General features: G+C 53.9%; 24 protein-coding genes and 1 pseudogene. 16 read left to right on the forward strand and 9 right to left on the reverse strand.

The genetic code is table 11. The annotated features are described in order from the left end of the window. Window positions 1–56: 56 nt before the first annotated feature. The 3 genes and pseudogenes from SIK97_RS02905 to SIK97_RS02915 all read left to right on the forward strand — a co-directional run. Window positions 57–452, forward strand: a pseudogene (locus SIK97_RS02905) (recombinase family protein); the annotation flags it as partial. Window positions 453–538: 86 nt separating this feature from the next. Further along, on the forward strand, window positions 539–778 hold the full coding sequence (locus tag SIK97_RS02910; RefSeq protein WP_064185257.1) for a hypothetical protein: 240 nt from the start codon (window positions 539–541) through the stop codon (window positions 776–778). Next, window positions 778–1,104: a hypothetical protein gene (locus SIK97_RS02915; protein WP_155000040.1), complete on the forward strand. Its 327-nt coding sequence runs from the start codon at window positions 778–780 to the stop codon at window positions 1,102–1,104. Before SIK97_RS02910 ends, SIK97_RS02915 begins: the two co-directional genes overlap by 1 nt. Before the next feature lie 140 nt (window positions 1,105–1,244). On the opposite strand, the gene SIK97_RS02920 is transcribed toward SIK97_RS02915, so the two are convergent. Next, window positions 1,245–2,528 (reverse strand): YeaH/YhbH family protein, encoded by a 1,284-nt coding sequence (locus SIK97_RS02920; RefSeq protein WP_004121480.1) that lies wholly within the window; start codon window positions 2,526–2,528, stop codon window positions 1,245–1,247. Between the two features lie 131 nt (window positions 2,529–2,659). Next, on the reverse strand, window positions 2,660–4,594 hold the full coding sequence (gene yeaG / locus SIK97_RS02925) for a protein kinase YeaG (RefSeq protein WP_004121478.1): 1,935 nt from the start codon (window positions 4,592–4,594) through the stop codon (window positions 2,660–2,662). 427 nt (window positions 4,595–5,021) lie between these two features. On the opposite strand from yeaG, the gene SIK97_RS02930 reads away from it, so the two are divergent. Both SIK97_RS02930 and SIK97_RS02935 read left to right on the forward strand, forming a co-directional pair. After that, window positions 5,022–5,768: a MipA/OmpV family protein gene (locus SIK97_RS02930; RefSeq protein WP_004850021.1), complete on the forward strand. Its 747-nt coding sequence runs from the start codon at window positions 5,022–5,024 to the stop codon at window positions 5,766–5,768. 92 nt (window positions 5,769–5,860) lie between these two features. Beyond that, a complete protein-coding gene (locus SIK97_RS02935) occupies window positions 5,861–6,715 on the forward strand; it encodes an aldo/keto reductase (RefSeq protein ID WP_057173617.1) in 855 nt (284 codons plus the stop codon). Between the two features lie 98 nt (window positions 6,716–6,813). On the opposite strand, the gene SIK97_RS02940 is transcribed toward SIK97_RS02935, so the two are convergent. Beyond that, a complete protein-coding gene (locus SIK97_RS02940; RefSeq protein ID WP_014838178.1) occupies window positions 6,814–7,698 on the reverse strand; it encodes a D-hexose-6-phosphate mutarotase in 885 nt (294 codons plus the stop codon). Window positions 7,699–7,772: 74 nt separating this feature from the next. Then, on the reverse strand, window positions 7,773–8,768 hold the full coding sequence (gene gapA / locus SIK97_RS02945) for a glyceraldehyde-3-phosphate dehydrogenase (protein ID WP_004138295.1): 996 nt from the start codon (window positions 8,766–8,768) through the stop codon (window positions 7,773–7,775). A 338-nt stretch (window positions 8,769–9,106) separates the two neighbouring features. On the opposite strand from gapA, the gene msrB reads away from it, so the two are divergent. Next, a complete protein-coding gene (msrB, locus tag SIK97_RS02950) occupies window positions 9,107–9,520 on the forward strand; it encodes a peptide-methionine (R)-S-oxide reductase MsrB (protein WP_004121465.1) in 414 nt (137 codons plus the stop codon). A 42-nt stretch (window positions 9,521–9,562) separates the two neighbouring features. Then, on the forward strand, window positions 9,563–9,838 hold the full coding sequence (locus SIK97_RS02955) for a YeaC family protein (RefSeq protein WP_004850031.1): 276 nt from the start codon (window positions 9,563–9,565) through the stop codon (window positions 9,836–9,838). Between the two features lie 60 nt (window positions 9,839–9,898). Here SIK97_RS02955 and yajD read toward each other — a convergent pair whose 3' ends face one another. Both yajD and SIK97_RS02965 read right to left on the reverse strand, forming a co-directional pair. After that, window positions 9,899–10,243, reverse strand: coding sequence for an HNH nuclease YajD (yajD, locus tag SIK97_RS02960; protein WP_004138290.1), 345 nt, complete (start codon window positions 10,241–10,243; stop codon window positions 9,899–9,901). 100 nt (window positions 10,244–10,343) lie between these two features. Beyond that, the gene (locus tag SIK97_RS02965; RefSeq protein ID WP_057173619.1) at window positions 10,344–11,597 is read right to left on the reverse strand and encodes a glycoside hydrolase family 18 protein; all 1,254 of its coding nucleotides are present in this window, start codon (window positions 11,595–11,597) and stop codon (window positions 10,344–10,346) included. Between the two features lie 325 nt (window positions 11,598–11,922). On the opposite strand from SIK97_RS02965, the gene SIK97_RS02970 reads away from it, so the two are divergent. The 8 genes from SIK97_RS02970 to SIK97_RS03005 all read left to right on the forward strand — a co-directional run bounded on the left by SIK97_RS02970 (window position 11,923) and on the right by SIK97_RS03005 (window position 20,666). Beyond that, complete coding sequence (locus SIK97_RS02970; RefSeq protein WP_032720024.1) at window positions 11,923–12,999, forward strand: zinc-binding dehydrogenase; 1,077 nt, start codon at window positions 11,923–11,925, stop codon at window positions 12,997–12,999. Window positions 13,000–13,027: 28 nt separating this feature from the next. After that, window positions 13,028–14,407, forward strand: coding sequence for an MFS transporter (locus SIK97_RS02975; RefSeq protein ID WP_047724043.1), 1,380 nt, complete (start codon window positions 13,028–13,030; stop codon window positions 14,405–14,407). Between the two features lie 17 nt (window positions 14,408–14,424). After that, window positions 14,425–15,468 carry an NAD(P)-dependent alcohol dehydrogenase gene (locus tag SIK97_RS02980; protein ID WP_047725081.1) on the forward strand — a complete coding sequence of 348 codons (1,044 nt, stop codon included), beginning with the start codon at window positions 14,425–14,427 and terminating at the stop codon, window positions 15,466–15,468. Window positions 15,469–15,492: 24 nt separating this feature from the next. Next, window positions 15,493–16,329 (forward strand): ketose-bisphosphate aldolase, encoded by an 837-nt coding sequence (locus SIK97_RS02985; protein WP_047724042.1) that lies wholly within the window; start codon window positions 15,493–15,495, stop codon window positions 16,327–16,329. A gap of 4 nt (window positions 16,330–16,333) precedes the next feature. Next, window positions 16,334–17,281, forward strand: a complete 948-nt coding sequence (locus tag SIK97_RS02990; protein ID WP_032749515.1) for a sugar kinase — start codon at window positions 16,334–16,336, stop codon at window positions 17,279–17,281. A gap of 9 nt (window positions 17,282–17,290) precedes the next feature. After that, the gene (locus SIK97_RS02995; RefSeq protein WP_032749514.1) at window positions 17,291–18,274 is read left to right on the forward strand and encodes an aldo/keto reductase; all 984 of its coding nucleotides are present in this window, start codon (window positions 17,291–17,293) and stop codon (window positions 18,272–18,274) included. A gap of 133 nt (window positions 18,275–18,407) precedes the next feature. After that, the gene (locus SIK97_RS03000; protein ID WP_047724041.1) at window positions 18,408–19,166 is read left to right on the forward strand and encodes a DeoR/GlpR family DNA-binding transcription regulator; all 759 of its coding nucleotides are present in this window, start codon (window positions 18,408–18,410) and stop codon (window positions 19,164–19,166) included. A gap of 141 nt (window positions 19,167–19,307) precedes the next feature. Next, complete coding sequence (locus tag SIK97_RS03005) at window positions 19,308–20,666, forward strand: MFS transporter (protein ID WP_032749512.1); 1,359 nt, start codon at window positions 19,308–19,310, stop codon at window positions 20,664–20,666. A 37-nt stretch (window positions 20,667–20,703) separates the two neighbouring features. Here the strand turns inward: SIK97_RS03005 and pncA are convergent, their stop codons facing one another. From pncA to sppA, 3 genes are all read right to left on the reverse strand, one after another. Beyond that, entirely contained in the window at window positions 20,704–21,345 is a 642-nt protein-coding gene (gene pncA, locus SIK97_RS03010) for a bifunctional nicotinamidase/pyrazinamidase (protein WP_047724039.1), read from the reverse strand. A 10-nt stretch (window positions 21,346–21,355) separates the two neighbouring features. Next, window positions 21,356–22,372: an asparaginase gene (gene ansA, locus SIK97_RS03015; RefSeq protein WP_004850037.1), complete on the reverse strand. Its 1,017-nt coding sequence runs from the start codon at window positions 22,370–22,372 to the stop codon at window positions 21,356–21,358. A gap of 94 nt (window positions 22,373–22,466) precedes the next feature. Then, the gene (sppA, locus tag SIK97_RS03020; protein ID WP_057173392.1) at window positions 22,467–24,320 is read right to left on the reverse strand and encodes a signal peptide peptidase SppA; all 1,854 of its coding nucleotides are present in this window, start codon (window positions 24,318–24,320) and stop codon (window positions 22,467–22,469) included. Window positions 24,321–24,486: 166 nt separating this feature from the next. Between sppA and SIK97_RS03025 the strand changes: the two genes are divergently transcribed. Beyond that, the gene (locus SIK97_RS03025) at window positions 24,487–25,038 is read left to right on the forward strand and encodes an NAD(P)H nitroreductase (protein WP_038424334.1); all 552 of its coding nucleotides are present in this window, start codon (window positions 24,487–24,489) and stop codon (window positions 25,036–25,038) included. Window positions 25,039–25,149 lie beyond the last annotated feature (111 nt).

Raw genomic sequence — 25,149 nt, forward strand, 5'->3', positions numbered from 1 at the left:
ATACATGATGAAGCTAGAGAACACCAGTTGCTTTAACTGGTTGGCGCGAGGTCTAGAAGCTGGGGCGCCTCGGCCGCAGCGTTCGTGACCTCATCACTCTGGTATCTGAATTGCAGGAGAGGGGGATTCATTTTCGCAGCCTGACCGACAGCATTGATACCAGCACGCCAGCAGGCCGCTTCTTTTTCCACGTCATGAGCGCTCTGGCGGAGATGGAGAGGGAATTGATAGTGGAGCGCACCCGCGCCGGTTTAGCCGCGGCAAGGGAGCAGGGGCGTATCGGTGGCCGCCGCCGGGTAATGACAACCGAAGTTGTGGAACGCTGCCGGCGCATGCTGGAGAACGGAGCTTCACGCCAGCAGATAGCCGATGTAGTTGGGGTGGGCACCAAAAGCATTTACAAATATCTTCCAGTCGGTATCCCCACAAAAAGCAAAGCGTTACCTCAGTGATAAAGATCGATAGATGAAACCTGCATTGAACAAAATTCACGATGAAATTACTGTATATATAAACAGTGTTTATGCGAGGTAAGATCGTGCTTAGACAAACAGACATTAACCAGGCATTTCGCGAGTCGGTTTTACGTAACTCAAAGGGATATCAGTACTTACATACAAGAGATTTCGTTTCATCATTACAGCAGCGCGGTATTCACTTCTCACACTCTGAGGCTAATCGGTGGATAGAGCGCTATCAGTCGTGCTTCGCTGACAAAACGCCGGATCACACAGAAAACAGGCTGTGGATTCTCCGCAACATGGGGAGGGTGATGTAATGACTGCCAGCTATTTTCCTTCTCCTGCTGCTGATTATATTGAGTCTGCTCTGACTGTCACGGCTGCGTGCAACATTGGCGCGAACTCTCAGATTATAGAGACTGATCGCGGCTTCGTTGTTCTTGACCTGTCATTAAAAGTGACGCAAGGAAGCGTCCTTCTTATCCGCCTGGCTGGCGAACTGCAGTTTGCAAAATTGATGGGGCGTTCTTTTATCACTGTCGAAGGTGAATCGATAGAAGGGGAGGCGATGGAAGATGTTGAAGTGTTGGGGGTGGCTACGCACGCGATCAACGACTTGAGGCAGGACGATAGCCCTATTTGATGTGAGTAAAGTTAAGCTTAAAAAGGAAGAATGCTTCCCCAAAATGAAAGGCATATCATTGATTAAATAAGAAAATAAAACATACTCAAAAGAGGGGAAAATCAGCCAGGAAGTTTATATAACTGGCTGATTTTATTTAACTAAGTGTCAATTTTGGAAGTCTGCTTGTGAAACAGTTCACGGAACACCGGATAAATATCTTCCGGGTCGCGAATATGCTGCATAGCAAAGTTTTCGAAGGTTGACTGCAGGTGTTCATATTCCCGCCACAGCGTCTGGTGCGCGCGCCGGGTTATCTCGATATAGCTATAGTAGCGCACCACGGGCAGGATTTTCTTCGCCAGCAGTTCGTGACACAGCGGTGAATCGTCCGCCCAGTTATCGCCATCCGAAGCCTGCGCGGCGTAGATATTCCACTGCGCCGGGTCATAGCGCTCTTTGACCACTTCATCCATCAGCTTCAGGGCGCTGGAGACAATGGTGCCGCCGGTTTCCTGCGAATAGAAGAATTCGTGTTCGTCGACCTCTTTCGCCTGCGTATGGTGGCGGATATAAACCACATCAACGTTTTTATAGGTCCGGCTGAGGAACAGATACAGCAGGATGTAAAAGCGTTTTGCCATGTCCTTTGTCGCCTGGTCCATGGAGCCGGAAACGTCCATCAGGCAGAACATCACCGCCTGACTTGATGGTTCTGGCCGTTTTTCGTAGTTCTTGTAACGCAGATCGAAAGTGTCAATGAACGGCACGCGGTCAATTTTCGCCCGCAGTTCGGCTATCTCTTTACGCAGCCGCTCCTCTTCCAGCAGCTGCGCCGGTTCGCTTTTGCTAATGGTGTCCAGGTCTTCTTCCAGCGCGTGCAGTTCCCGGCGTTTACCGGCGGTCATCGCCGTGCGGCGCGCCAGCGAGTTTTGCAGCGAGCGAACGACGCTGATGTTAGCGGGCACACCGTTAGCGGTATAGCCCGCGCGATGGGTTTTATATTCCGTCAGCTGACGCTGCTGGTTTTTTTTCAGGTTCGGCAGGGCGAGATCTTCAAAGAGCAGATCGAGATATTCGTCTTTCGAAATCTGAAAAACAAACTCATCCTGGCCTTCGCCGTCGGCGCTGGCCTGGCCCTGACCGCTGCCTCCACCGCCTCCGCCGCCCTGAGGGCGCTCAATGCGGTCATTCTGTACGAAGTGATCGTTACCCGGGTGTACGCGATTGCGCAGGCCGCCGCGCCCCTGATGAAACATCGGTTCGTTAATATCGTCCGTTGGGATGGAGACGGACTCTCCGCTCTGAATATCGGTCACCGAGCGCTTGTTTATGGCCTCGGAGATCGACTGTTTTATCTGCGCTTTATAGCGGCGCAGAAAGCGCTGCCGGTTGACGGCGCTTTTATTTTTCCCGTTCAGGCGTCGGTCTATGAACCAGGTCATATGCCCTCCTGTACTGCATTTGCCAACTTATGCCCCGGCCATTCAGGCGCCGAAATATGCCTGGCGCTGAATGTCATTGGGTCTTCGCAGTTATTATTAGCCCGGCAGCCGCTGCCTGCCGGGCTGGTCTATCAGGATGATTTACGTACCCGCAGATACCATTCGCAGAGCAGGCGAACCTGCTTGCGGGTATAGCCTTTCTCCATCATGCGGTCGACAAAGTCATCGTGTTTTTTCTGCTCATCGGTTGACGTTTTGGTGTTGAAGGAAATCACCGGCAACAGCTCTTCGGTATTGGAGAACATTTTCTTCTCGATAACCGTGCGCAGTTTCTCGTAGCTGGTCCAGTTTGGATTACGCCCGCTGTTGTGCGCTCTGGCGCGCAGCACGAAGTTGACTATTTCGTTACGGAAGTCTTTCGGGTTGCTGATCCCGGCGGGCTTCTCGATTTTCTCCAGTTCCGCATTCAGCGACTCGCGGTCAAACAGCTGGCCGGTATCCGGGTCGCGATACTCCTGATCCTGAATCCAGAAGTCAGCGTAGGTGACATAACGGTCAAAAATGTTCTGCCCGTACTCCGAGTAGGATTCAAGGTAGGCGGTCTGGATCTCTTTCCCGATAAACTCGGCGTATTTCGGGATCAGATAGCCTTTGAGGAACTCAAGGTAACGCTCTGACTGCTCCTGCGGGAACTGCTCGCGCTCGATCTGCTGCTCGAGGACGTAGAACAGATGCACCGGGTTGGCGGCGACCTCGGCATGGTCAAAGTTAAATACCCGCGACAGGATTTTGAACGCGAAGCGGGTAGACAGGCCGTTCATCCCTTCATCAACGCCGGCATAATCGCGATACTCCTGATAGGATTTCGCTTTCGGGTCGGTGTCTTTCAGGCTTTCGCCGTCATAGACGCGCATTTTTGAATAAATGCTTGAGTTTTCAGGCTCTTTCAGGCGCGACAGAATGGAGAAGCGCGACAGCGTTTCCAGCGTGCCCGGCGCGCACGGCGCATGGGTCAGCTCGCTGTTGTTAAGCAGTTTTTCATAGATACGGATCTCTTCCGAGATACGCAGGCAATAAGGCACCTTGACGATATACACGCGGTCGAGGAAGGCCTCATTGTTTTTGTTATTACGGAAGGTCACCCATTCCGATTCGTTGGAGTGGGCGAGGATAATCCCGTTGAACGGCAGGGCGGAGATCCCTTCGGTACCGTTATAGTTGCCTTCCTGCGTCGCGGTCAGCAGCGGATGCAGCACCTTGATAGGCGCTTTAAACATCTCGACGAACTCCATCAGCCCCTGGTTGGCGCGGCACAGAGCGCCGGAGTAGCCGTAGGCATCCGGGTCATTCTGCGCGTAGTGTTCCAGTTTACGGATATCGACTTTACCGACCAGCGCCGAGATATCCTGGTTGTTTTCGTCACCGGGCTCGGTTTTGGCGATGGCAATCTGCGCCAGGATTGACGGCCACACTTTCACCACGCGGAATTTCGTGATGTCGCCGCCGAATTCATGCAGACGCTTGGCCGCCCACGGCGACATAATCGTCCCCAGATAGCGGTTTGGAATGCCGTACTCTTTTTCGAGGATTTGCGCATCCTCCTGCGGGTTAAACAGACACAGCGGATGGTCGTTGACCGGGCTGCGCTCACCGTTTGCGCTGAGCACATAGATAGGGACGCGCTGCATCAAGGACTTCAGGCGTTCGGCAAGCGATGATTTACCGCCGCCCACGGGGCCCAGCAGATACAGAATCTGTTTCTTCTCTTCCAGCCCCTGAGCGGCGTGTTTTAAGTAAGAAACAATTTGCTCGATGGCATCTTCCATACCGTAAAACTCTTCAAAGGCCGGGTAGCGCGCGACGACCCGGTTTGAAAAGAGACGGGATAGCCTGGGTTCGAGGGCCGTATCGACCATGACCGGCTCACCGATGGCCATCAGCAATCTTTCTGCTGCGTTAGCATAAGCACTGCGATCTTGCCGACAGATGGTAAGAAACTCCTGCAGTGTGAACTCTTCGTCCTTGGCAGCTTCATAGCGCTGGCGATAGTGATCGAATATATTCATGGCATGCCGTCCTTTCGTTTTTAGCACAGGTTGAGAGCCGTTCATATGAATAGTGGGAGCCCCCGGAAGAGGTAAGCTGCACAGCGCTCTCTGAATCTCCAGCAACCCTTATGCCAGGTTGGCGAAGTCTCGGGATAACGTGCCCCGCATTTACTTCTTCTAAATTAAAGCGTAGATGCATTTGGAAAACTTGCATGGCGCAGAAAATCAATTTCAATGACTTATCAACAACTCATCCGGAAAAGCAGCGTCTCATTCGCACTTCGGGTTTCGCCGCGTCATGACGCTGTCATTCAGCTGTCAGCGGGTGGTCATCTGATGATGAGAATCTGGTGAATTCAGTGTAATGACTGGTAAAGAATTTGAGGCATGACGTATACAACGTTAAACTGCCTGCGCTAATAATTTGACAACAGGAATATGGATCGTGACTAAAATCAAACTTCTGGCACTTGGTGTGTTGATTGCGACTTCAGCATCCGCCGTACACGCTGAAGGGAAGTTCACTTTAGGGGCGGGTGTAGGCGTCGTTGAACATCCGTACAAGCAATATGATGCTGATGTTTACCCGGTGCCGGTGATTAATTACGAGAGCGATAACTTCTGGTTCCGCGGCCTGGGCGGTGGCCTCTACCTGTGGAATGATACCAACGATAAGCTCTCCGTGACCGCCTACTGGTCGCCGATGTACTTTAAGCCAGGCGACAGCGATAGCGAGCAGATGCGCCGTCTGGATAAACGTAAGTCCACGGTGATGGCAGGGCTTTCCTACGAACACTATACGCAGTACGGTTTCCTGCGCACCGCGCTGTCGGGGGACACCCTCGATAACAGCAACGGTATCGTGTGGGATCTGGCCTGGCTGTATCGCTATACCAACGGCAACCTGACGCTTACGCCGGGTATTGGCGTGGAGTGGAACAGCGACAACCAGAACGAGTACTACTACGGTGTTTCGAAGCATGAATCGAATCGCAGCGGCATGCGCAGCTACGATCCGGACAGCAGCTGGAACCCGTACCTCGAGCTGTCGGCTAACTATCGTTTCCTCGGCGACTGGAGCGTATACGGCGTGGCGCGCTATACCCGCCTGTCTGACGAAATTACCGATAGCCCGATGGTGGACAAATCCTGGAGCGGGCTGATTTCAACCGGGATCACTTACTCCTTCTGATAGTGCATTATTACAGTGCAATTTGTGCATCAAAACAGGGCGTAAAGCCCTGTTTTGCATTACGGTGGTGCAATCAAACACAGGAGCATGTCATGGCAGCAAGGACCATCCGTTTTGGCGAGCATTCAGCGGTTCCGCTCATAGGGCAGGGGACCTGGTTCATGGGCGAAAACCCGGCTCTGCGCGCGCAGGAGTCTGCTGCACTACGCGCGGGCATCGATCTTGGCCTGACGGTGATCGATACGGCGGAAATGTACGCCGACGGCGGCGCCGAAGAGGTTGTCGGCGAGGCCATTCGCGGGCAGCGCGAGCGCGTGGTGCTGGTGTCTAAAGTCTATCCGTGGAACGCTGGCGGTCGCAAAATAGCCAGCGCCTGCGAGGAGAGCCTGCGCCGCCTCAATACCGACTATCTGGATCTCTACCTGCTGCACTGGCGCGGGGACTATTCATTGCAGGAGACGGTTGCGGGCATGGACGCGCTCGTTGCGCAGGGAAAAATTCGCCGCTGGGGCGTATCAAACCTCGATTACGATGATATGCAGGAACTCTGGCAGGCGGACGGCGGCGAACAGTGCGCGACCAATCAGGTGCTCTACCATCTGGCCTCCCGCGGTATTGAACATGACCTGCTGCCGTGGTGCCAGCAGCAGCGGCTGCCGGTGATGGCATATTGTCCGCTGGCTCAGGCCGGTCGACTGCGCAATGGACTTTTAAATCATACCGTTGTGAAAAATATTGCGCAGGCGCGGGGCGTAACCGCGGCGCAGATTCTGCTGGCGTGGGTGATTAGCCACCGGGGCGTAATGGCGATCCCGAAAGCGTCAAGCATTGAGCATGTCAGGCAAAATGCCGCGGTGCTGGATATTGTGCTGAACGATGAGGAGCTTGCGCTTCTGGATAACGCCTACCCGGCGCCGGCCAGAAAAACGCCGCTGGATATGGTCTGAACAAGCGTTAAAGAAAAGCCCCGACTTCGCGGGGCTTCAGCCGTCATCCGGCAGATGTGGCGCACACGCGGTTAACCCGTGGGCCAACCTTCCTGGCGTTAGCGTTTCACCACGCGAAGGGTTTGCGTCAGGCGCGAAGGTTTCTCTTCGCTGGCCTTCTGCGTTTCGGTCACGCAGCAGGTTTCTACACAAACGAAGGTCTTGTAACCATCATCCGGCATGTCGCCCATGCTGACGGAAAGCGCCGGGCCCGGGTTCCAGGCCACTACGTTGCTGTTGTGATGATGCGTAACGTCGATGTTGCGGTTCAGCGCATCGTCATGAATCACGCTGCAGGTTTCGGCATTCAGATAGACGCGGTCGGTACGATCGGGAAAAGTCTCTGTGCCGTTGCTTAATACGCCTTCTTCCGCGTTTTTCACTTTATCAATATAACGGTCGCCCAGACCGCTGACCTTCACTGCCGCAATGTCGCCGACGTTGAAATAGGTATGCAGGGCAGACGTGGTTTCAAATTCGCCGTGCGCCTCCAGCTCAATTTCGCAGGTTTTGCCCAGCTTAAAGCGCGCCAGCAGGGTGAACTCGTGCGGCCAGTACTGGCGGGTGGCGTCGCTGCTTTTCAGTGCAAAGGTCAGCACCACGCCGTTGTCGTCTTCATCGTGCCCTTTCAGGGCCCACGGCAGGTTGCGGGCGAAGCCGTGGGAGGGCAGACCCTGCTGAGCAGAAGGACCAAACCACGGCCAGCAAATCGGCACGCCGCCGCGCAGGGCAACGCCGTTTTTAAATGGGGTGTTGCCGCTGAGCCACAGGACTTCTTCTTCGCCAGCGGGCTTCCAGGAGAGCAGGTGAGCGCCCTGGAAAGCCACGGACGCTTTCACCTGCGGATGGTCAACGACGATCAGCTCCAGGTCATCAAGCTGGCGGCGGGAAAGTACAGGGGTAAGCTGTTCGATAACCGGGAGGGCAAAAATTTTATTAATCATTACGCAATCCTTTATCTTCAGACAAAAAAAAGAGCGACCGAAGTCGCTCTTACAGATTACTGTCTCATCTCAACTTATTTGGAGATGTGAGCAATCAGGTCCAGAACCTTGTTGGAGTAACCAGTTTCGTTATCGTACCAGGAAACCAGTTTCACAAAGTTGTCGTTCAGAGCGATACCCGCTTTGGCGTCGAATACGGAAGTGCAGATTTCACCGTTGAAATCGGTGGATACCACGTCATCTTCGGTGTAGCCCAGAACGCCTTTCATTGCGCCTTCGGAAGCAGCTTTGATTGCTTTCTTAATTTCTTCATAAGAAGCAGCTTTTTCCAGACGAACGGTCAGGTCAACAACGGATACGTTCGGAGTCGGAACGCGGAACGCCATACCGGTCAGTTTGCCATTCAGTTCTGGCAGAACTTTACCTACAGCTTTAGCAGCGCCGGTAGAGGACGGGATGATGTTCTGAGCTGCGCCGCGGCCGCCGCGCCAGTCTTTGTGAGACGGGCCATCAACGGTTTTCTGAGTCGCGGTGGTTGCGTGAACGGTAGTCATCAGACCTTCGATGATGCCGAAGTTGTCGTTGATAACTTTTGCCAGCGGAGCCAGGCAGTTGGTGGTGCAGGATGCGTTGGAAACGATGTCCTGGCCTTCGTATTTGTCAAAGTTAGCGCCTTTAACAAACATCGGAGTGTTGTCTTTGGACGGGCCAGTCAGTACGACTTTTTTCGCGCCAGCGGTGATGTGTTTACGAGCGGTTTCGTCGGTCAGGAAGATACCGGTTGCTTCAGCAACAACGTCAACACCCACTTCGTCCCACTTCAGGTTAGCCGGGTCACGCTCAGCGGTAACACGGATTTTTTTACCGTTAACGATCAGATGACCGTCTTTCACTTCAACGGTACCGTTGAAACGGCCGTGAGTGGAGTCATACTTCAGCATGTAAGCCATGTAGTCAGCGTCTAACAGGTCGTTGATTGCAACGATCTCGATGTCAGAACGTTCCTGAGCAGCACGGAAAACAATGCGACCGATACGGCCAAAACCGTTGATACCTACTTTGATAGTCATATATTCCACCAGCTATTTGTTAGTGAATAAAAGGTTGCCTGTAAAATTACAAAAACCTTACGCAGCGTCAAGCGGAATCGTGTCAATCATTGCGACAAATCAATCCAGAGCATGCCTTTGCGCGGTCGATTTATCCCACTTTCCCTTTGAGCCCAATTCCATATGGGGGCTGCGCCCGGAATTTTAAAGGTCACTGAAGATAAAAATGTGATATTCATCACAATTGTGTGGCTGCCTTTTGGCGTCGCCTAAGTTTAGAACAAAAGTGCACGCTTCATTGTTAATATTTTGTTAGAATTGACGTGAAAAGTTGTCCTTTCACAGCGAGAAGCAAGCCAATGTCGAATAAACCCTCTTCGGACGAGCTCAAAAAAAATTTGAGCGAGATGCAGTTTTACGTGACGCAGAATCACGGTACTGAACCGCCGTTCACCGGGCGGTTGCTCCACAACAAACGCGATGGCGTCTACCACTGCCTGGTGTGCGATGCCGCGCTGTTTCACTCGCAAACCAAGTATGATTCCGGCTGCGGCTGGCCAAGCTTTTATGAGCCCGTCAGCGATGACGCTATCCGCTACCTTAATGATTACTCCCACGGTATGCAGCGCACGGAAATTCGCTGCGGAAACTGCGATGCTCACCTTGGGCACGTATTCCCGGATGGTCCACAGCCTACCGGAGAGCGTTTTTGTGTTAATTCGGCCTCATTAAGCTTCACCAATGATGAAAACGGTGAGCAAATTAAGGGTTGAAAAAACGATTCAGCAAATTATTCCAAACGGGGTTGGCGGAAGATGGAAATTGAGCGGATTATTGACGGTATGACGCCGGAAGTTTATCAGCGCCTGGCGACGGCGGTTGAGCTGGGTAAATGGCCGGACGGCGTGGCGTTGACTGACGAACAGAAAGAGAACTGTCTGCAGCTGGTGATGCTCTGGCAGGCGCGATACAACGTTGACGCGCAGCATATGACCATCGATACCAACGGGCAGATGGTGATGAAGAGTAAACAGCAGCTGAAAGTTGACTTCGGCATTACGCCGCAGCCTATCGCGACCTTTAAATCCTGAGGCTGAAAAGGCCTGCGTCAGCCCGGCTAACTCCGCGCCGGGCTCTGAAGCATCACAACGTTACTTCTTGTTCATCATCGCTTTAAGATCGGCGAAGGGGTTATATTTCGCTTCGCCGACGCTTTTCTGCGCATCTTCGCCAGCAACCACCGTCGAGCCATACAGATCGGCTTCGGTGTATTTTGAGTGCTCATGATCGTGACAGTACAGGCACAGCATCTCCCAGTTGCTACCATCTTCCGGGTTATTGGAGTGGTCGTGGTCAATATGGTGTACCGTCAGTTCACGCAGGTTTGAATAGACAAACTCTCGCGAGCAGCGTCCGCAGACCCAGGGGAAGAGCTTCAGCGCTTTTTCGCGGTAACCGACTTCCAGACGGGCGTAGTTTTTCGGGATATAAGCCATAATACCCATGCCTTTTGTTGCAAATGAAAAGCTGCGCCGGAGCCGGCGCAGCGGAATGGGGTTATCATAACCTATTGTGCTGGCGCTGACACCGCGCAGATCAGCGTTTGATCCCCAATGACTCGGCCAGCTGTTTCGCTAACTGATTCTGGTCATCGGCGCCGTACTCCCAGAACATCGCGCCACCCAGCCCCTTGCTCTTGATGTAGTCAGCCTTGATGGCCACCGAGCGCGGGTTCTCATAAGAAAGCGCAAAGAGGGCTTGACCGTCGGCGGACTGCACCGACAGCCACGGTACCTTCGCTTCATCATCCCAATGCTGAGTAAAGCGCTTCTGCGGATCGTTGATTAACTTCGCCACGATATCGTTATATTTCACATAGGTATCTTTGGTCAGATCGACACCCAGCGATTCGAACAGTTCAATCTGTTGAGCCGCAAAGTAGGGGCGGGTGGCCGGGTTTTTCTGCGCGTCCGGCTTGCTCCAGTCAATACCCGGCTCGACGGCGCGTTTGGGTATCCGGCCATAGAAACCAATCCCCAGGTTCATCTGGCTCGGCTTTAGACCGGCGGCAAGGTAGTTGTTCACTATAAAGTCCGCGCTGTACTTATCCGCTTCGGCGACCGTCGGCCAGCGGGTTGAATCATACAGGTTGGAATTGAAGTACTGGGTACCGTAGGCCAGGTCGTAGGTCATCAGGTTGATGTAGTCGAGCGATGGCGCAATGGCTTTGACGTCCACCCAGCTTTTTGGGCTCTCCGCGTTGGCGCCTACGGCGATGGTCACCAGTTTTTTATTACCGACCGCCGCGCGCAGCTCTTTCAGCAGGGCGGTAAAATTATCGCGATCGGCCGGTTGGCTGGCGACCAGCCCCCACGCGCCGTTGACCGGATACTCCCAGTCCAGATCGATCCCATCGAGACCGTATTTTTCAATAATCGCCTGAGCGGACTGAATAAACACCGCCCGGGTTTCCTTCGTCGCCGCCGCGCCGGAGAATCCGCGCGCTCCCCAGCCGCCGACGGAAAGCAAGACTTTCAGGTTCGGGTTCTGCTGGCGCAAGCGGGGGATTTTCTGTAAATCAGCCTGCACTTTCGGCGACAGCCAAATTTGATGCAGCTTGCTCGGATCTTTCAGGGCGGCGTTGGTTTCGTCTTTTTCATCGTTGTAAACCAGACCAAACGAGTAGTTGAGATGGGTAATCTGGCGTACGTCCAGTTTATCAATATCGCCGCCTGGACCGGCAGTGACGTCGCCGCCGCCGTTAAAGTAGCCGACGGACATCAGTGAGTTAGCGGAAACAACGCTTGCGCAGAGCAGGGGTAAAGCTGCCAGTAAAGGCAAAAGTTTCATAGCGGATCCTCTTTGACTTAAAAGTGACATTGAAAAGCAAACACGCCACGGAAATGGCGTGGCGAAAAAAACAACTCGTGCAGCCTAGCATCTTCCGCTGCGCAAAAATGCGAAGCGGTTCACGGCTGCATTAGCGAAGCGGTAGTGAGACGACGTCCTTTTCTTCACTTCAATCATCTCCCTCGACGAATTTTACCGTATTTGTGATCTGAGTTGTGAAATGCAGATCAATATCTGTGTTTTAAAGATTTAATATTGACCTCAAAGACTCTGTGGTTAAGTATGGCCTTCACTGATGCAAAATCATTAAACAAAGGAAAACGCAATGAAAGCACTGGCAAGATTTGGTAAGGCCTTTGGCGGCTATAAGATGATTGATGTTCCGGAGCCGGCGTGCGGACCGGATGACGTGGTGATTGAAATCAAAGCCGCCGCCATCTGCGGCGCGGATATGAAACACTACAACGTGGACAGCGGCTCCGATGAATTTAACTCCATTCGCGGTCACGAATTTGCCGGTGCAATTGTCCGGGTTGGCGAAAAGGTCAAGGACTGGAAGGTCGGCCAGCGGGTGGTTTCTGACAACAGCGGGCACGTCTGCGGCGTGTGTCCGGCCTGCGAACAGGGCGATTTTCTGTGTTGTACAGAAAAAGTGAATTTAGGCCTGGACAACAATACCTGGGGCGGCGGATTTTCGAAATACTGCCTGGTGCCGGGGGAGATCCTCAAAATTCATCGCCACGCGCTGTGGGAAATCCCGCCGGGCGTTGATTACGAAGAAGCTGCGGTGCTGGATCCTATCTGTAATGCCTATAAATCGCTCGCCCAACAATCCAGGTTTCTTCCCGGTCAGGACGTGGTGGTTTTCGGTACCGGTCCATTAGGGCTATTTGCCGTACAGATGGCGCGCATTATGGGGGCCGTTAATATCGTGATGGTCGGTCTGGAAGAGGACGTCGCGGTGCGTTTCCCTGTTGCCAAAGCGCTCGGGGCAACGGCGGTCGTCAACGGTTCATCCGAAGATGTGGTCGCCCGCTGCCAGGCAATCTGCGGCAAAGATAATCTGGGGTTGGTTATCGAATGTTCCGGCGCCAATATCGCTCTCAAACAATCCATTGAAATGCTGCGCCCCAACGGTGAAGTGGTACGCGTAGGTATGGGCTTCAAAGCGCTGGACTTCTCCATCAACGATATCACCGCGTGGAACAAAAGCATCATCGGGCATATGGCCTATGACTCTACGTCCTGGCGCAACGCCATTCGCCTGCTCGCCAGCGGCGCTATCAAAGTCAAACCAATGATCACGCACCGCATTGGCCTGTCGCAATGGCGCGAAGGGTTTGACGCCATGGTCGATAAAACCGCCATCAAAGTCATCATGACTTACGACTTTGATGAATAACCCCCGTGATAAAAAGGAACGTTATCCGATGGAACAGATAGCAAAACCGCACTGCGGCGCCAGGCTGGATCGCCTGCCTGACTGCCGCTGGCACTCTTCAATGTTTGCCATGGTCGCTTTCGGATTACTGGTCTGCTGGAGTAATGCCGTTGGTGGATTAATTCTCGCGCAGTTAAAAGAGCTCGGCTGGACCGACAATTCGACTACCGCCACGTTCTCCGCCATTACCACGGCAGGTATGTTTCTCGGCGCGCTCGGCGGCGGCATCATCGGCGATAAAATTGGGCGTAAAAACGCGTTTATTTTGTATGAAGCGATTCATATTATCGCCATGGTCATTGGGGCGTTTTCCCCGAATATGAGCTTCCTTATTGCCTGTCGTTTTGTCATGGGCGTGGGATTAGGCGCGCTGCTGGTAACCTTATTTGCCGGTTTCACCGAATATATGCCCGGCAGAAATCGCGGAACCTGGTCCAGTCGGGTCTCGTTTATCGGTAACTGGTCTTATCCGCTCTGTTCGCTAATCGCGATGGCATTAACGCCGCTAATTAGCGCGGAATGGAACTGGCGCGTGCAGCTGTTGATCCCGGCCGCGTTGTCGCTGATAGCTACCGTGATTGCCTGGCGCAGTTTCCCTGAATCCCCCCGCTGGCTGGAGTCGCGCGGGCGCTATGCGGAAGCTGAGGAGATAATGCGGGCCATTGAAGGGCGTGTGGCTCGGCAGACGGGCAAGTCGCTGCCGCCGGTAGTTATCGATGATGACGGCAAACCGCCGCGCGCCGTTCCTTATTCGGCCTTATTAACGGGCGCATTGCTGAAACGGGTTATTTTAGGCTCCTTCGTGCTGATAGCCATGAACGTCGTCCAGTACACCTTAATTAACTGGCTACCGACGATATTTATGACCCAGGGTATTAATCTGAAAGACTCAATTGTCTTAAATACCATGAGTATGTTCGGCGCGCCGTTCGGAATTTTTATCGCCATGTTGGTGATGGATAAAATTCCCAGAAAGACGATGGGTGTAGGTCTGTTAGTGTTAATTGCCGCGCTGGGATATATCTATTCGCTGCAAACCAGCATGCTGCTGATTACGTTAATTGGTTTCTTCCTGATTACGTTTGTCTATATGTACGTCTGTTACGCCTCGGCGGTTTATGTTCCGGAAATATGGCCGACTGAAGCGAAGCTTCGCGGGTCGGGTCTCGCGAACGCGGTGGGGCGAATCAGCGGTATCGCCGCGCCTTATGCGGTGGCGGTACTGCTTAACGGCTATGGCGTAACTGGTGTGTTTGTGCTGCTGGGGGCCGTCTCCATTATTGTCGCTATCGCTATTGCAACCATCGGAATTGAAACTAAAGGCGTCTCTGTCGAAAGTCTCGGTATTGATGCAGTTACCAGCAAATAATATTGACGGGCAATAAAATGAAAAATTCAAAAGCGATATTAAAAACACCGGGCACGATGAAAATTATCGCTGCCGATATCCCGGTACCCAAAGAACATGAAGTGCTGATCAAAATTGAATACGTCGGAATTTGCGGTTCAGATATCCACGGTTTTGAGTCGGGGCCCTTTATTCCGCCGAAAGACCCTAATCAGGAAATTGGTCTGGGACACGAATGCGCCGGTACGGTGGTGGCCGTAGGCAAGCGCGTGAGCAAATTTAATCCGGGCGACCGGGTGAATATTGAACCCGGGGTACCGTGCGGCCACTGCCGCTACTGCCTGGAGGGAAAATACAATATCTGTCCCGACGTCGACTTTATGGCCACGCAGCCAAATTATCGCGGCGCGCTAACCCACTATTTATGCCATCCGGAGAGCTTCACTTACAAACTGCCCGATAACATGGACACCCTTGAAGGCGCTTTGGTGGAGCCTGCGGCGGTTGGCATGCATGCCGCAATGCTGGCGAACGTCAAGCCGGGCAAGAAAATCGTCATACTTGGCGCAGGCTGTATTGGCTTAATGACCCTGCAGGCATGCCTTTGCCTGGGGGCAAGCGACATCGCGGTGGTTGATGTGCTGGAAAAACGCCTTGCCATGGCCGAACAACTCGGAGCCAAAGTCGTTATCAACGGCGCGAAAGAGGACACCGTTGGGCGTTGCCAGCAGTTCTCCGGCGATATGGGGGCCGATGTTGTTTTTGAAACGGCCGGGTCTGCCATCACCGTTAAGCAGGCTCCTTACCTGGTGATGCGCGGAGGAAAAATCATGATCGTCGGTACGGTTCCCGGTGATTCAGCCATCAATTTCCTCAAAATTAACCGTGAGGTCTCGATTCAGACCGTCTTCCGCTATGCCAACCGCTATCCGGTCACCATAGAAGCGATCTCCTCCGGGCGTTTCGATGTGAAATCGATGGTGACGCATATTTATGATTTTGAGGATGTTCAGCGCGCGTTTAATGAATCCGTTAATGACAAACGCGAGATTATTAAAGGCGTTATTAAAGTTAACCATTAATGTATTGCAAAGGGAGAAACAACCATGCTGGCAGATATTAAATATTGGGAAAGCGATGCCCAGAATAAACATTATGCGATTGCCCACTTTAACGTGTGGAATGCGGAAATGCTGATGGGAGTTATTGATGCAGCGGAAGAGGCTAAGTCGCCGGTGATTATCTCTTTCGGTACCGGATTTGTGGGCAATACCTCGTTTGAAGATTTTTCGCATATGATGGTTTCGATGGCCAAAAAGGCGTCGGTTCCGGTGATTGCTCACTGGGACCACGGGCGCAGCATGGAGATAATCCACAACGCCTGGGCCCACGGTATGAATTCGCTGATGCGCGACGCTTCAGCCTTTGATTTTGAAGAGAACATTCGCCTGACCAAAGAGGCGGTGGATTTCTTCCATCCGCTGGGTATTCCGGTTGAGGCGGAGCTGGGGCATGTGGGGAATGAAACGGTCTACGAAGAAGCGCTGGCGGACTATCACTATACCGACCCGGATCAGGCGGCGGAGTTCGTCGAGCGTACCGGCTGCGATTCGCTGGCGGTGGCGATTGGCAACCAGCACGGCGTCTATACCTCAGAACCGAAATTGAATTTTGATGTAGTGAAACGCGTGCGCGAGGCGGTATTCGTTCCGCTGGTGCTACACGGCGCGTCCGGCATTAGCGACGCGGATATTAAGCAGGCCATTTCGTTAGGTATTTCGAAGATTAACATCCATACCGAACTGTGCCAGGCGGCGATGGCGGCGGTACAGGAGAACCACAATCAGCCGTTCCTGCACGTAGAACGTGAAGTTCGCAAAGCGGTGAAAGCGCGCGCGCTGGAGAAGATCAAACTGTTTGGTTCTGACGGGAAAGCGGAATGACAATATGGATAATATCGAGGTTATTTGTCTGGGCGCGGCTATCGTAGATATTCCTCTGCAGCCGGTGAGTAAAAATATCTTTGATGTCGACTCTTATCCGTTAGAACGCATCGCCATGACCACCGGGGGAGATGCCATTAATGAGGCCACTATTATTTCCCGACTCGGTCACCGAACAGCATTAATTAGCCGGATAGGGAACGACGCAGCAGGACATTTTATTCTTGAACACTGCCGCCGGGAGAATATTGATATCCATAGCCTGAAGCAGGATAGCGAAATCGATACCTCAATCAACGTGGGCTTAGTCACCGCCGATGGCGAGCGTACTTTTGTGACTAACCGCAACGGGAGCCTGTGGAAGCTGAATATTAACGATGTTGATTTTGACCGCTTCTCTCAGGCAACGCTGCTGTCGCTGGCGAGCATTTTTAATAGCCCGCTGCTCGACGGCAAAGCGTTAACGGAGATCTTCATTCAGGCCAAAGCGCATGGGTTAATTATTTGCGCCGATATGATTAAGCCGCGGCTTAACGAAACCCTTGAGGATATTCGTGAGGCGCTGAGCTACGTCGATTATCTGTTTCCCAATTTTGCCGAGGCAAAACTGCTCACCGGCAAAGAGACGCTGGATGAGATTGCCGACTGTTTCCTGAGCTGCGGCGTAAAAACGGTCGTCATCAAGACCGGTAAGAGAGGCTGCTTTATTAAGCGTGCCGATATGAAAATGGAGGTTCCGGCGGTTTCTGGCATTACCGCCATCGACACCATTGGCGCGGGGGACAATTTTGCCTCGGGATTTATCTCCGCGCTGCTGGAAGGCAAGCCGCTGCGCGACTGCGCGCTGTTTGCTAACGCAACGGCCGCGATCTCGGTGCTTAGCGTAGGCGCCACCACGGGCGTGAAGAACAGAAAGCTGGTTGAACAACTTCTCGACGAATACGAAGGGTAATAGCAGCAGATGAAAATGATTCCTTTAGGCAGTACGGATATGACGCTTTCCCGCATGGGATTAGGCACATGGGCCATTGGCGGCGGCCCGGCATGGAACGGCGATCTCGACCTGCAGATATGTATCGATACCATTGTTGAGGCGCATCGCTGTGGGATCAATCTGATTGATACCGCGCCGGGCTACAACTTCGGCAACAGCGAAGTGATTGTCGGCCAGGCGCTTAAACAGCTTCCGCGCCGTGAAGTCGTCGTCGAAACCAAATGCGGTATCGTCTGGGAGCGGACGGGTAGCCTGTTTAACAAGGTCGGCGATCGCCAGCTGTACAAAAACCTGACGCCCGAGTCGATTCGCGAAGAGGTGGAGGCCAGCCTGCAAAGGCTGGGTATCGACACCATTGATATCTATATGACCCACTGGCAGTCGGTGGAGCCCTGCTTTACGCCAATTGCGGAGACCGTCGCCACGCTGAACGCGCTAAAGAAAGAGGGCAAGATTCGCGCCATCGGCGCGGCGAACGTCGATGTCGGGCATATCAGGGAGTACCTCAAACACGGCGAGCTGGATATCGTGCAGGCCAAGTACAGCATTCTTGACCGGGCGCTGGAAGCCGAGCTGCTGCCGCTCTGTCAGCAGAACGGTATTGTGGTGCAGGTCTACTCGCCGCTTGAACAGGGGCTACTGACCGGCACTATCGGCCGCGATTATGTTCCCGGCGGCGCGCGCGCTAATAAGGTCTGGTTCCAGCGGGAAAATATGCTGCGCGTGATTGATATGCTTGAGCAGTGGCAGCCGCTGTGCGAAAAATACCGCTGCACCATCCCCGCGCTGGCGCTGGCGTGGATTTTAAAGCAAAGCGATTTAATCACCTTACTCAGCGGCGCCACGGCGCCCGAACAGGTGCGTGAGAATATTGCCGCGCTGACCATCGCTCTGACGGATGATGATTCATTATTGATGAGACGAATGGCGGAAGCGGTGGAGACAAAATAAGAGCGGCATCATTGACCTCTGTTTCTGTGTAAAAGAATATTGGAATCTGCTATTCGGACATGTTATTTTGAAAACAAACATATCCTGGCAGAAGCCAGGGGGTTATTACTTTGCGGGAAACAGAGGTGTTATCGTGGCGGCAAAAGACAGGATTCAGGCCATTAAGCAAATGGTGACTAACGATAAGAAAGTGGCGGTTTCTAATTTAAGCGCAATTTTTCAGGTCACTGAGGAAACCATACGCCGCGATCTGGAAAAGCTCGAAGATGAAGGTTTTTTGACCCGAACGTACGGCGGTGCGGTATTAAATACCAGTGCTTTATCCGACAATATTCATTTTTATAAACGGGCAAAGTCTCATTTTGAAGAGAAGCAAATTATTGCCCGTAATGCCTTGCCGTTTATTAAAAATAAAACCACCATGGCTGCCGATTCCAGCAGTACGGCGATGGAGTTATTAAAGCTGCTAAAGGAGAGAAAAGATCTCACGCTGTTAACCAACTCGGCGGAAGCATTTCATGAGCTGGCGCAGTCGGAAATAAATGTTGTTTCGACCGGCGGAGAACTGAATAAGAACACGCTGTCGCTGCAGGGGCGGATCACCAAGGAAATTATCAGTCGTTATCATGTAGATATTATGGTAATGAGCTGCAAAGGCCTCGATATGCAGAGCGGGGCGCTTGACTCGAACGAAGCGGAAGCGGAAATCAAGAAAACCATGATTAGCCAGGCAGCCGAAGTAGCTCTGCTGGTCGATCACTCCAAATTCGATCGTAAAGCGTTCGTCCAGCTGGTGGATTTTAGCCATATTAATTACCTTATCACTAATAAGGCGCCGGGTGCACAGTGGATTGCATTCTGTAAAGAAAATAATATTCAACTGGTTTATTAACTTCGCCGTTGGTGGTGTCGATATTGTTTTCGTTTGCACCTGGGTAATGCCATAAAAATTTAATGATGACGGACAGCGCGGCAAAAGTGACCCTGCCGCCAACGCCATACTTTATAATTTAGCTGAATTTGAGGCATCCAGATGGAACAATGTGACCCTATCGGAGCAAGATTAGACCGCTTACCCTTGTCGCGATTTCATTTTCGTATTTTTGGCATTATTAGTTTTAGTTTATTAATCACCGGTTTTCTCAGCTATTCCGGTAACGTGGTGCTGGCAAAATTAGTCAGCAACGGCTGGTCAAATAATTATCTCAATGCGGCATTTACCTCGGCGCTGATGTTTGGCTACTTTATCGGCTCGCTGACCGGTGGTTTTATGGGGGACTATCTCGGACGGCGCAAAGCTTTTCGCGTCAATTTACTGATCGTCGGGATCTCTGCCTGTGCGGCAACCTTTGTGCCCAATATGTACTGGCTTATCTTATTCCGCTGTCTGATGGGCTGCGGGATGGGCGCGCTGATTATGGTGGGCTATGCCTCATTTACCGAATTTATACCGCCCGCGGTGCGTGGCAAATGGTCCGCCCGACTGTCGTTTGTCGGCAACTGGTCGCCCATGCTGTCGGCGGCCATCGGCGTTGTAGTGATCGCTTTTTTAAGCTGGCGGATGATGTTTCTGCTCGGCGGTGCGGCTATGCTGTTGGCCTGGTATCTGTCGGGGATGTATTTTATTGAATCCCCACGCTGGCTGGCCGGCAAGGGACAACGACATGCGGCTGAAGAACACCTCCGGCAGGTGGAGTCGCAAATCGAGAAAGAGAAAAACATCACATTACCGTCCTGGCAGAGTACTGCCCCGGTGGCGGAGCCGTGCGCGGAAAGCGGCTCTTTCTGGCTGCTGTTTAAAGGTCAGATGCTGCGGCGAACGCTGGTGGCGATCACGGTACTGATCGCCATGAACATTTCGCTCTATACCATCACGGTGTGGATCCCAACGATTTTCGTCAATTCGGGGATCGACGTGACGAAATCTATCTTGATGACCGCGATAATGATGGTTGGGGCGCCGGTGGGGATATTTATCGCCGCGCTGATTATCGACCGTTTTCCGCGGCGATTATTTGGCTCATTTCTACTGATAATTATTGCGGTACTCGGCTACGTCTATTCGATTCAAACCGCAGAGTGGGCCATCTTAAGCTATGGTCTGGTGATGATATTTTTCCTGTACATGTACGTCTGCTTTGCTTCAGCGGTATATGTGCCGGAGCTGTGGCCAACGCATCTCCGTCTGCGCGGTTCAGGTTTTGTTAACGCGGTAGGCAGAATTGTCGCCGTATTTACCCCTTACGGCGTCGCTATCCTGCTGACCCGCTACGGCGCGATTACCGTATTTATGGTTCTTGGTTTATTGCTGGCGCTTTGCGCGCTGATTCTGTTTTGTTTTGGCATCGAAACGCGCAACGCGTCGCTGGAAGAGATTTCCGCTCTGGCCTGAGATAACGCGCCGACAGGACAATGCCTGTCGGCGTATTTTATGCGTGGGTTTCCAGCCAGTCGTCAAGGGTATAGAGAGTTGCGCCCGCGGCGGCCATCTCCATAAACGCCAGATTGCTATCCTGCGGCTGAATATTCACCCCGCGGCAGCCGTCGGTAATCACGTTGACGGTGTAGCCCAGATTGAGGGCGTCAAGCACGGTAAACTTGACGCAGTAGTCGGTGGCGAGACCCAGCACCGTTAGCTCGCTGATGCCGCGCTCGCGCAGCCATGCATCGAGCTGCGTTTTCTGCCGGTGGCCGTTGTCGAAAAAGGCGCTGTAGCTGTCAATGGCCGGATTTTCCCCTTTGTGGAACACGGCGGCAATAGCCTGCTGTTTGAGCAGCGGATGCAGCGACGCGCCTTCGCTATTCTGCACGCAGTGATCCGGCCAGAACGTCTGCGCCAGGCCATCAAGCTCGCCCTGGGTATAGGGTTCGACCTGATGCTGACTGGCAAAGCTGCCGTGGTTCGCCGGGTGCCAGTCCTGGCTGGCAACCACCGTTTCGCCCCGCGGCGTGCTCCAGGCGATAAGCTGGTTGGCGACGTCCACCGTGCTGTCGCCCTGCGGGACGGCTAGCGCGCCGCCGGCGCAGAAATCATTTTGTAAATCGACCAGTAGCAGCGCGCGCTGGGTCATGTGCTTCTCCTTACTCATCGGGTGTCAGTTCGCCGCGCAGATTCTCCTGCATGGCGTGACGGATAGCCGCCACGTCCAGATCCTGGCTCAGCAAATAGTGTAGCTTGGTCAGCGTGGCCTCGACGGTCATATCAAATCCGCTAATCACGCCAGCCTGCGCCAGCGCGTTGCCGGTGGCGTAGCCGCCCATGTTGACCTTGCCGGACATACACTGGGTCAAATTAATCACCACGATACCGCGCTGGCTGGCTTCGGCCAGGACCTGAATAAACTCGCCGTTCTGCGGCGCGTTACCGACGCCATAGGAGCGCAGGATCAGCGCTTTGACCGGCTGGCGCAGGAAGTTGCGCACCACGTCGGCGGAAATGCCGGGATAAATCGTCACCACGCCAATCGGCTGCGGCGTGATAGGGTGAACCACCAGCTCGCCGCTGCCGTGCGGCGCGGGAGGCGTGCCGAGCCGGCGAATATGGATACCGGCTTCCAGCAGCGGCGCCAGGTTGGGAGAGGCGAAGGCGTTAAAGCCGTCGGCATGGGCCTTCGTCGTGCGGTTGCCGCGGTAGAGGCGATTATTGAAGAACAGCGACACTTCGTTAATCGGATAGTTGGCGGCGACGTACAGCGCGTTGAGCAGGTTAATCTGGCCATCAGAGCGCAGTTCGGCAAGCGGGATTTGTGACCCTGTCACAATGACCGGTTTTCCCAGATTCTCCAGCATGAAGGAGAGCGCCGAGGCGGTAAACGCCATGGTGTCCGTGCCGTGGAGGATCACGAAACCATCGTACTGGTCATAATGGTCGCGAATATCGTCGGCGATATGCTGCCAGTCTTCCGGCGTCATATCGGAAGAGTCCATTAACGGGGCGTATTCATGAATGGTGAAGTCCGGCATCTCCGGGCGGTGAAACTCGGGCATCAACGCCAGCTGGCGCTGTAAATGGCCGGAAACGGGGATATAGCCGTGTTCAGAACGCTGCATACCAATGGTGCCGCCGGTATAGGCAACGTAAATAGATTTCTTCTGCATAGCATCGCTTAGGTTAAACGTAGACAGGCGCAGTATAGAGGGGCGGAAGAAAAAATAAAGTAAATGCCGCCCCACGGGATGGGGCGGCAGAGGATTAACGAATATTGGCGCAGGTTAAGCAGAACGCGTAGCGGTTTTGCGGATCGTTGAATGCCGCCAGCTTATCGCTCTCGGTTTTCACCGCATTGGCCGCCGCGGCGACCGGTGCGGGCAGATACGCCTGGACCGCTGCCGGCAGCGCCGCGCGAACGGAACCCGTCAGGCTATCCACCACCATCGAAAAGAAGGTCGGTTCTTCCTGATAGTAGTTGATATGCCACTGTTTCAGCTTCGCCAGCTCGGCGGCTTTTGCCACCGCGTCGTCAAAGTCGCCAAGGCTATCGACCAGGCCGTTCGCTTTTGCATCTTCACCGGTCCAGACGTGGCCCTGAGCGATTTGGTCAATTTTCTCCGGCGTGCTCTTACGCGCGTTCGCCACCAGGGTGATAAAACGCTTGTAGCCGTTTTCGATGCTGAGCTGCATCAGCTGTTGCACTTCCGGAGGCAGCGCTTTGGTGGTTGAGACATCAGCCAGCGGCGAGGTGGCCACGCCGTCGGTATGGACGCCAATTGAGCCGAGGGTATCTTCGACGGTATTGATCACCCCAAAGATACCGATAGAGCCGGTAAGGGTGCTGGGGTTGGCGACGATATAATCCGCCGGGGTGGAGATCCAGTAGCCGCCGGATGCTGCCATGCCGCCCATTGAGACCACCACCGGTTTACCGGCCGCTTTTGCCGCCGCCAGCTCTTCGCGAATCATCTCGGAGGCGCTGACGCTGCCGCCCGGGCTGTTAACCCGCAGCACGATCGCTTTCACTTTCGGATCGAGGCGCGCGTCGCGGATCTGCGCGGCGGCGGTGTCGCCGCCGACGTTACCCGGCGTTTCTTCGCCATCCATAATCGCGCCGTTAGCAAAGATAACCGCTATTGCGGAACCCTGGTCGGCAGGCGTTTTCAGCGTGTAATCGTAGTAGCTGATTGCGCTGTAGTTGTTGTCCTCTTTACTCCAGCCAAACTGTTTAGTCAGCGCTTTTTCCACCTCGGTAGAGGTGCCCAGCGCATCAACCAGCTTGTTATCCAGCGCGTATTTTGCCGTATCGCCATCGACTTTACGCAGGCCGTCAATCACGCCCTGAGCGCCGGGGAACAGCTGCTGAGCGGTGATCTGGCGGTTGGCGGCAATGGTATTGAGGTAGTTTTGCCACAGCTCGCCAATCCAGCGGCTGTCCGCCTCGCGCGCCGCCGGGGACATATCATCGCGGATAAACGGCTCTACCGCTGACTTGTAGGTGCCGACGCGGAAAACGTGGGTCGACACTTTGAGCTTGTCGAGCAGCGATTTGTAGTACAGGCCGTTGGTCGCGAAGCCGTGCAGGTCCACTTCGCCCTGCGGCGAGAGCCAGATCTTATTGGCGAAGCTGGCCAGATAGTACTGACCCTGGCTGTAGCTGCTGCCGATGGCATATACCGGCTTGCCGCTATCGCGGAATTCGCGCAGCGCTTTACCGATATACTGCATCGACGGCTGATCGCCGCCGGCAAAGTCCTTCAGATCCAGCACGATACCGGTGATATTGCGGTCGTCTTTCGCCTGGCGAATTGTCTGCACAATGTCGAACAGCGAGTTTTCCTGCAGGCGATCGGAACTGGCGCCAAACAGCTGGCGGCCAATCACGCCAAGCTTGCTGCTGGCCGAGGGTTTATCGACCACCACGCCGGTGATATCCAGCAGCAGCGCGCCGCGGGTAGCGTGCTCTGTCGTTGTACTGCTGAACTGGGCCCAGATGCCGACGCAGGCCAGCACCAGCACCAGGAAAACCACGTTCAGTGCGAGCTGGCGAATGAAATTGAGCACGCGCCATGTCCATTTAAAAAATCCGGCGAGCAGTCGCCAAAGAGTTCGCATGTATTCTCCCTAACCATAATCAAAAATGGGCGAGCCGCAGGGGCTGCCGCGTCTGGCTATCCTAATGAGAGTGCCGTCGGTTGTCAGCAGGAATCACCCGTTGGGCTGTAACAAAATCCTTGCGCATGTTAATTTTATGAAAAATCACATCACAGGAGTTATACAGATGGATGCTCTCGAACTACTGGTTAATCGCCGCAGCGCTTCACGTCTGACCGACCCGGCTCCGGCGGGCGAACAGCTGGAAAACATCCTTCGCGCTGGCCTGCGCGCGCCGGACCACGGGACGCTGCAGCCGTGGCGCTTCTTCATTATTGCCGATGAAGGGCGCGAGCGCTTCAGCCAGCTGCTGGAAAAAGGCGCGGTGGCGGCAGGGGGAGATGAAAAAGCGATTGAAAAAGCGCGCAGCGCGCCGTTTCGCGCGCCGCTGATCATTGCGGTGGTGGCGCACTGTGAAGATCATCCGAAGGTGCCAAAGTGGGAGCAAGAGATGTCGGCGGGCTGTGCGGTGATGGCCATGCAGATGGCGGCCGTGGCGCAGGGGTTTAACGGCATCTGGCGCAGCGGCGCGTTAACCGAAAGCCCGGTTGTACGCGAAGGGTTTGCCTGCCGCGAGCAGGATAAGATCGTGGGCTTTCTCTATCTGGGGACCCCGCAGCTCAAAGCGTCAACCACCATCGCTTTGCCGGATACCGCGCCGTTCGTGACGCGCTTCTGAGTCCGTTCTCGTTATGCCGGGCGGGCCCGGCTCACCGCCTCCTCGGGGGAAGTAGCCCGGCTAAGCGCAGCGCGAGCCGGGTGGAAGCAGTGTCAGTGTATCAGACTTGAC

This window comes from Klebsiella sp. JN_Kp126 (genome assembly GCF_033843325.1).
GTDB lineage: Bacteria > Pseudomonadota > Gammaproteobacteria > Enterobacterales > Enterobacteriaceae > Klebsiella > Klebsiella michiganensis.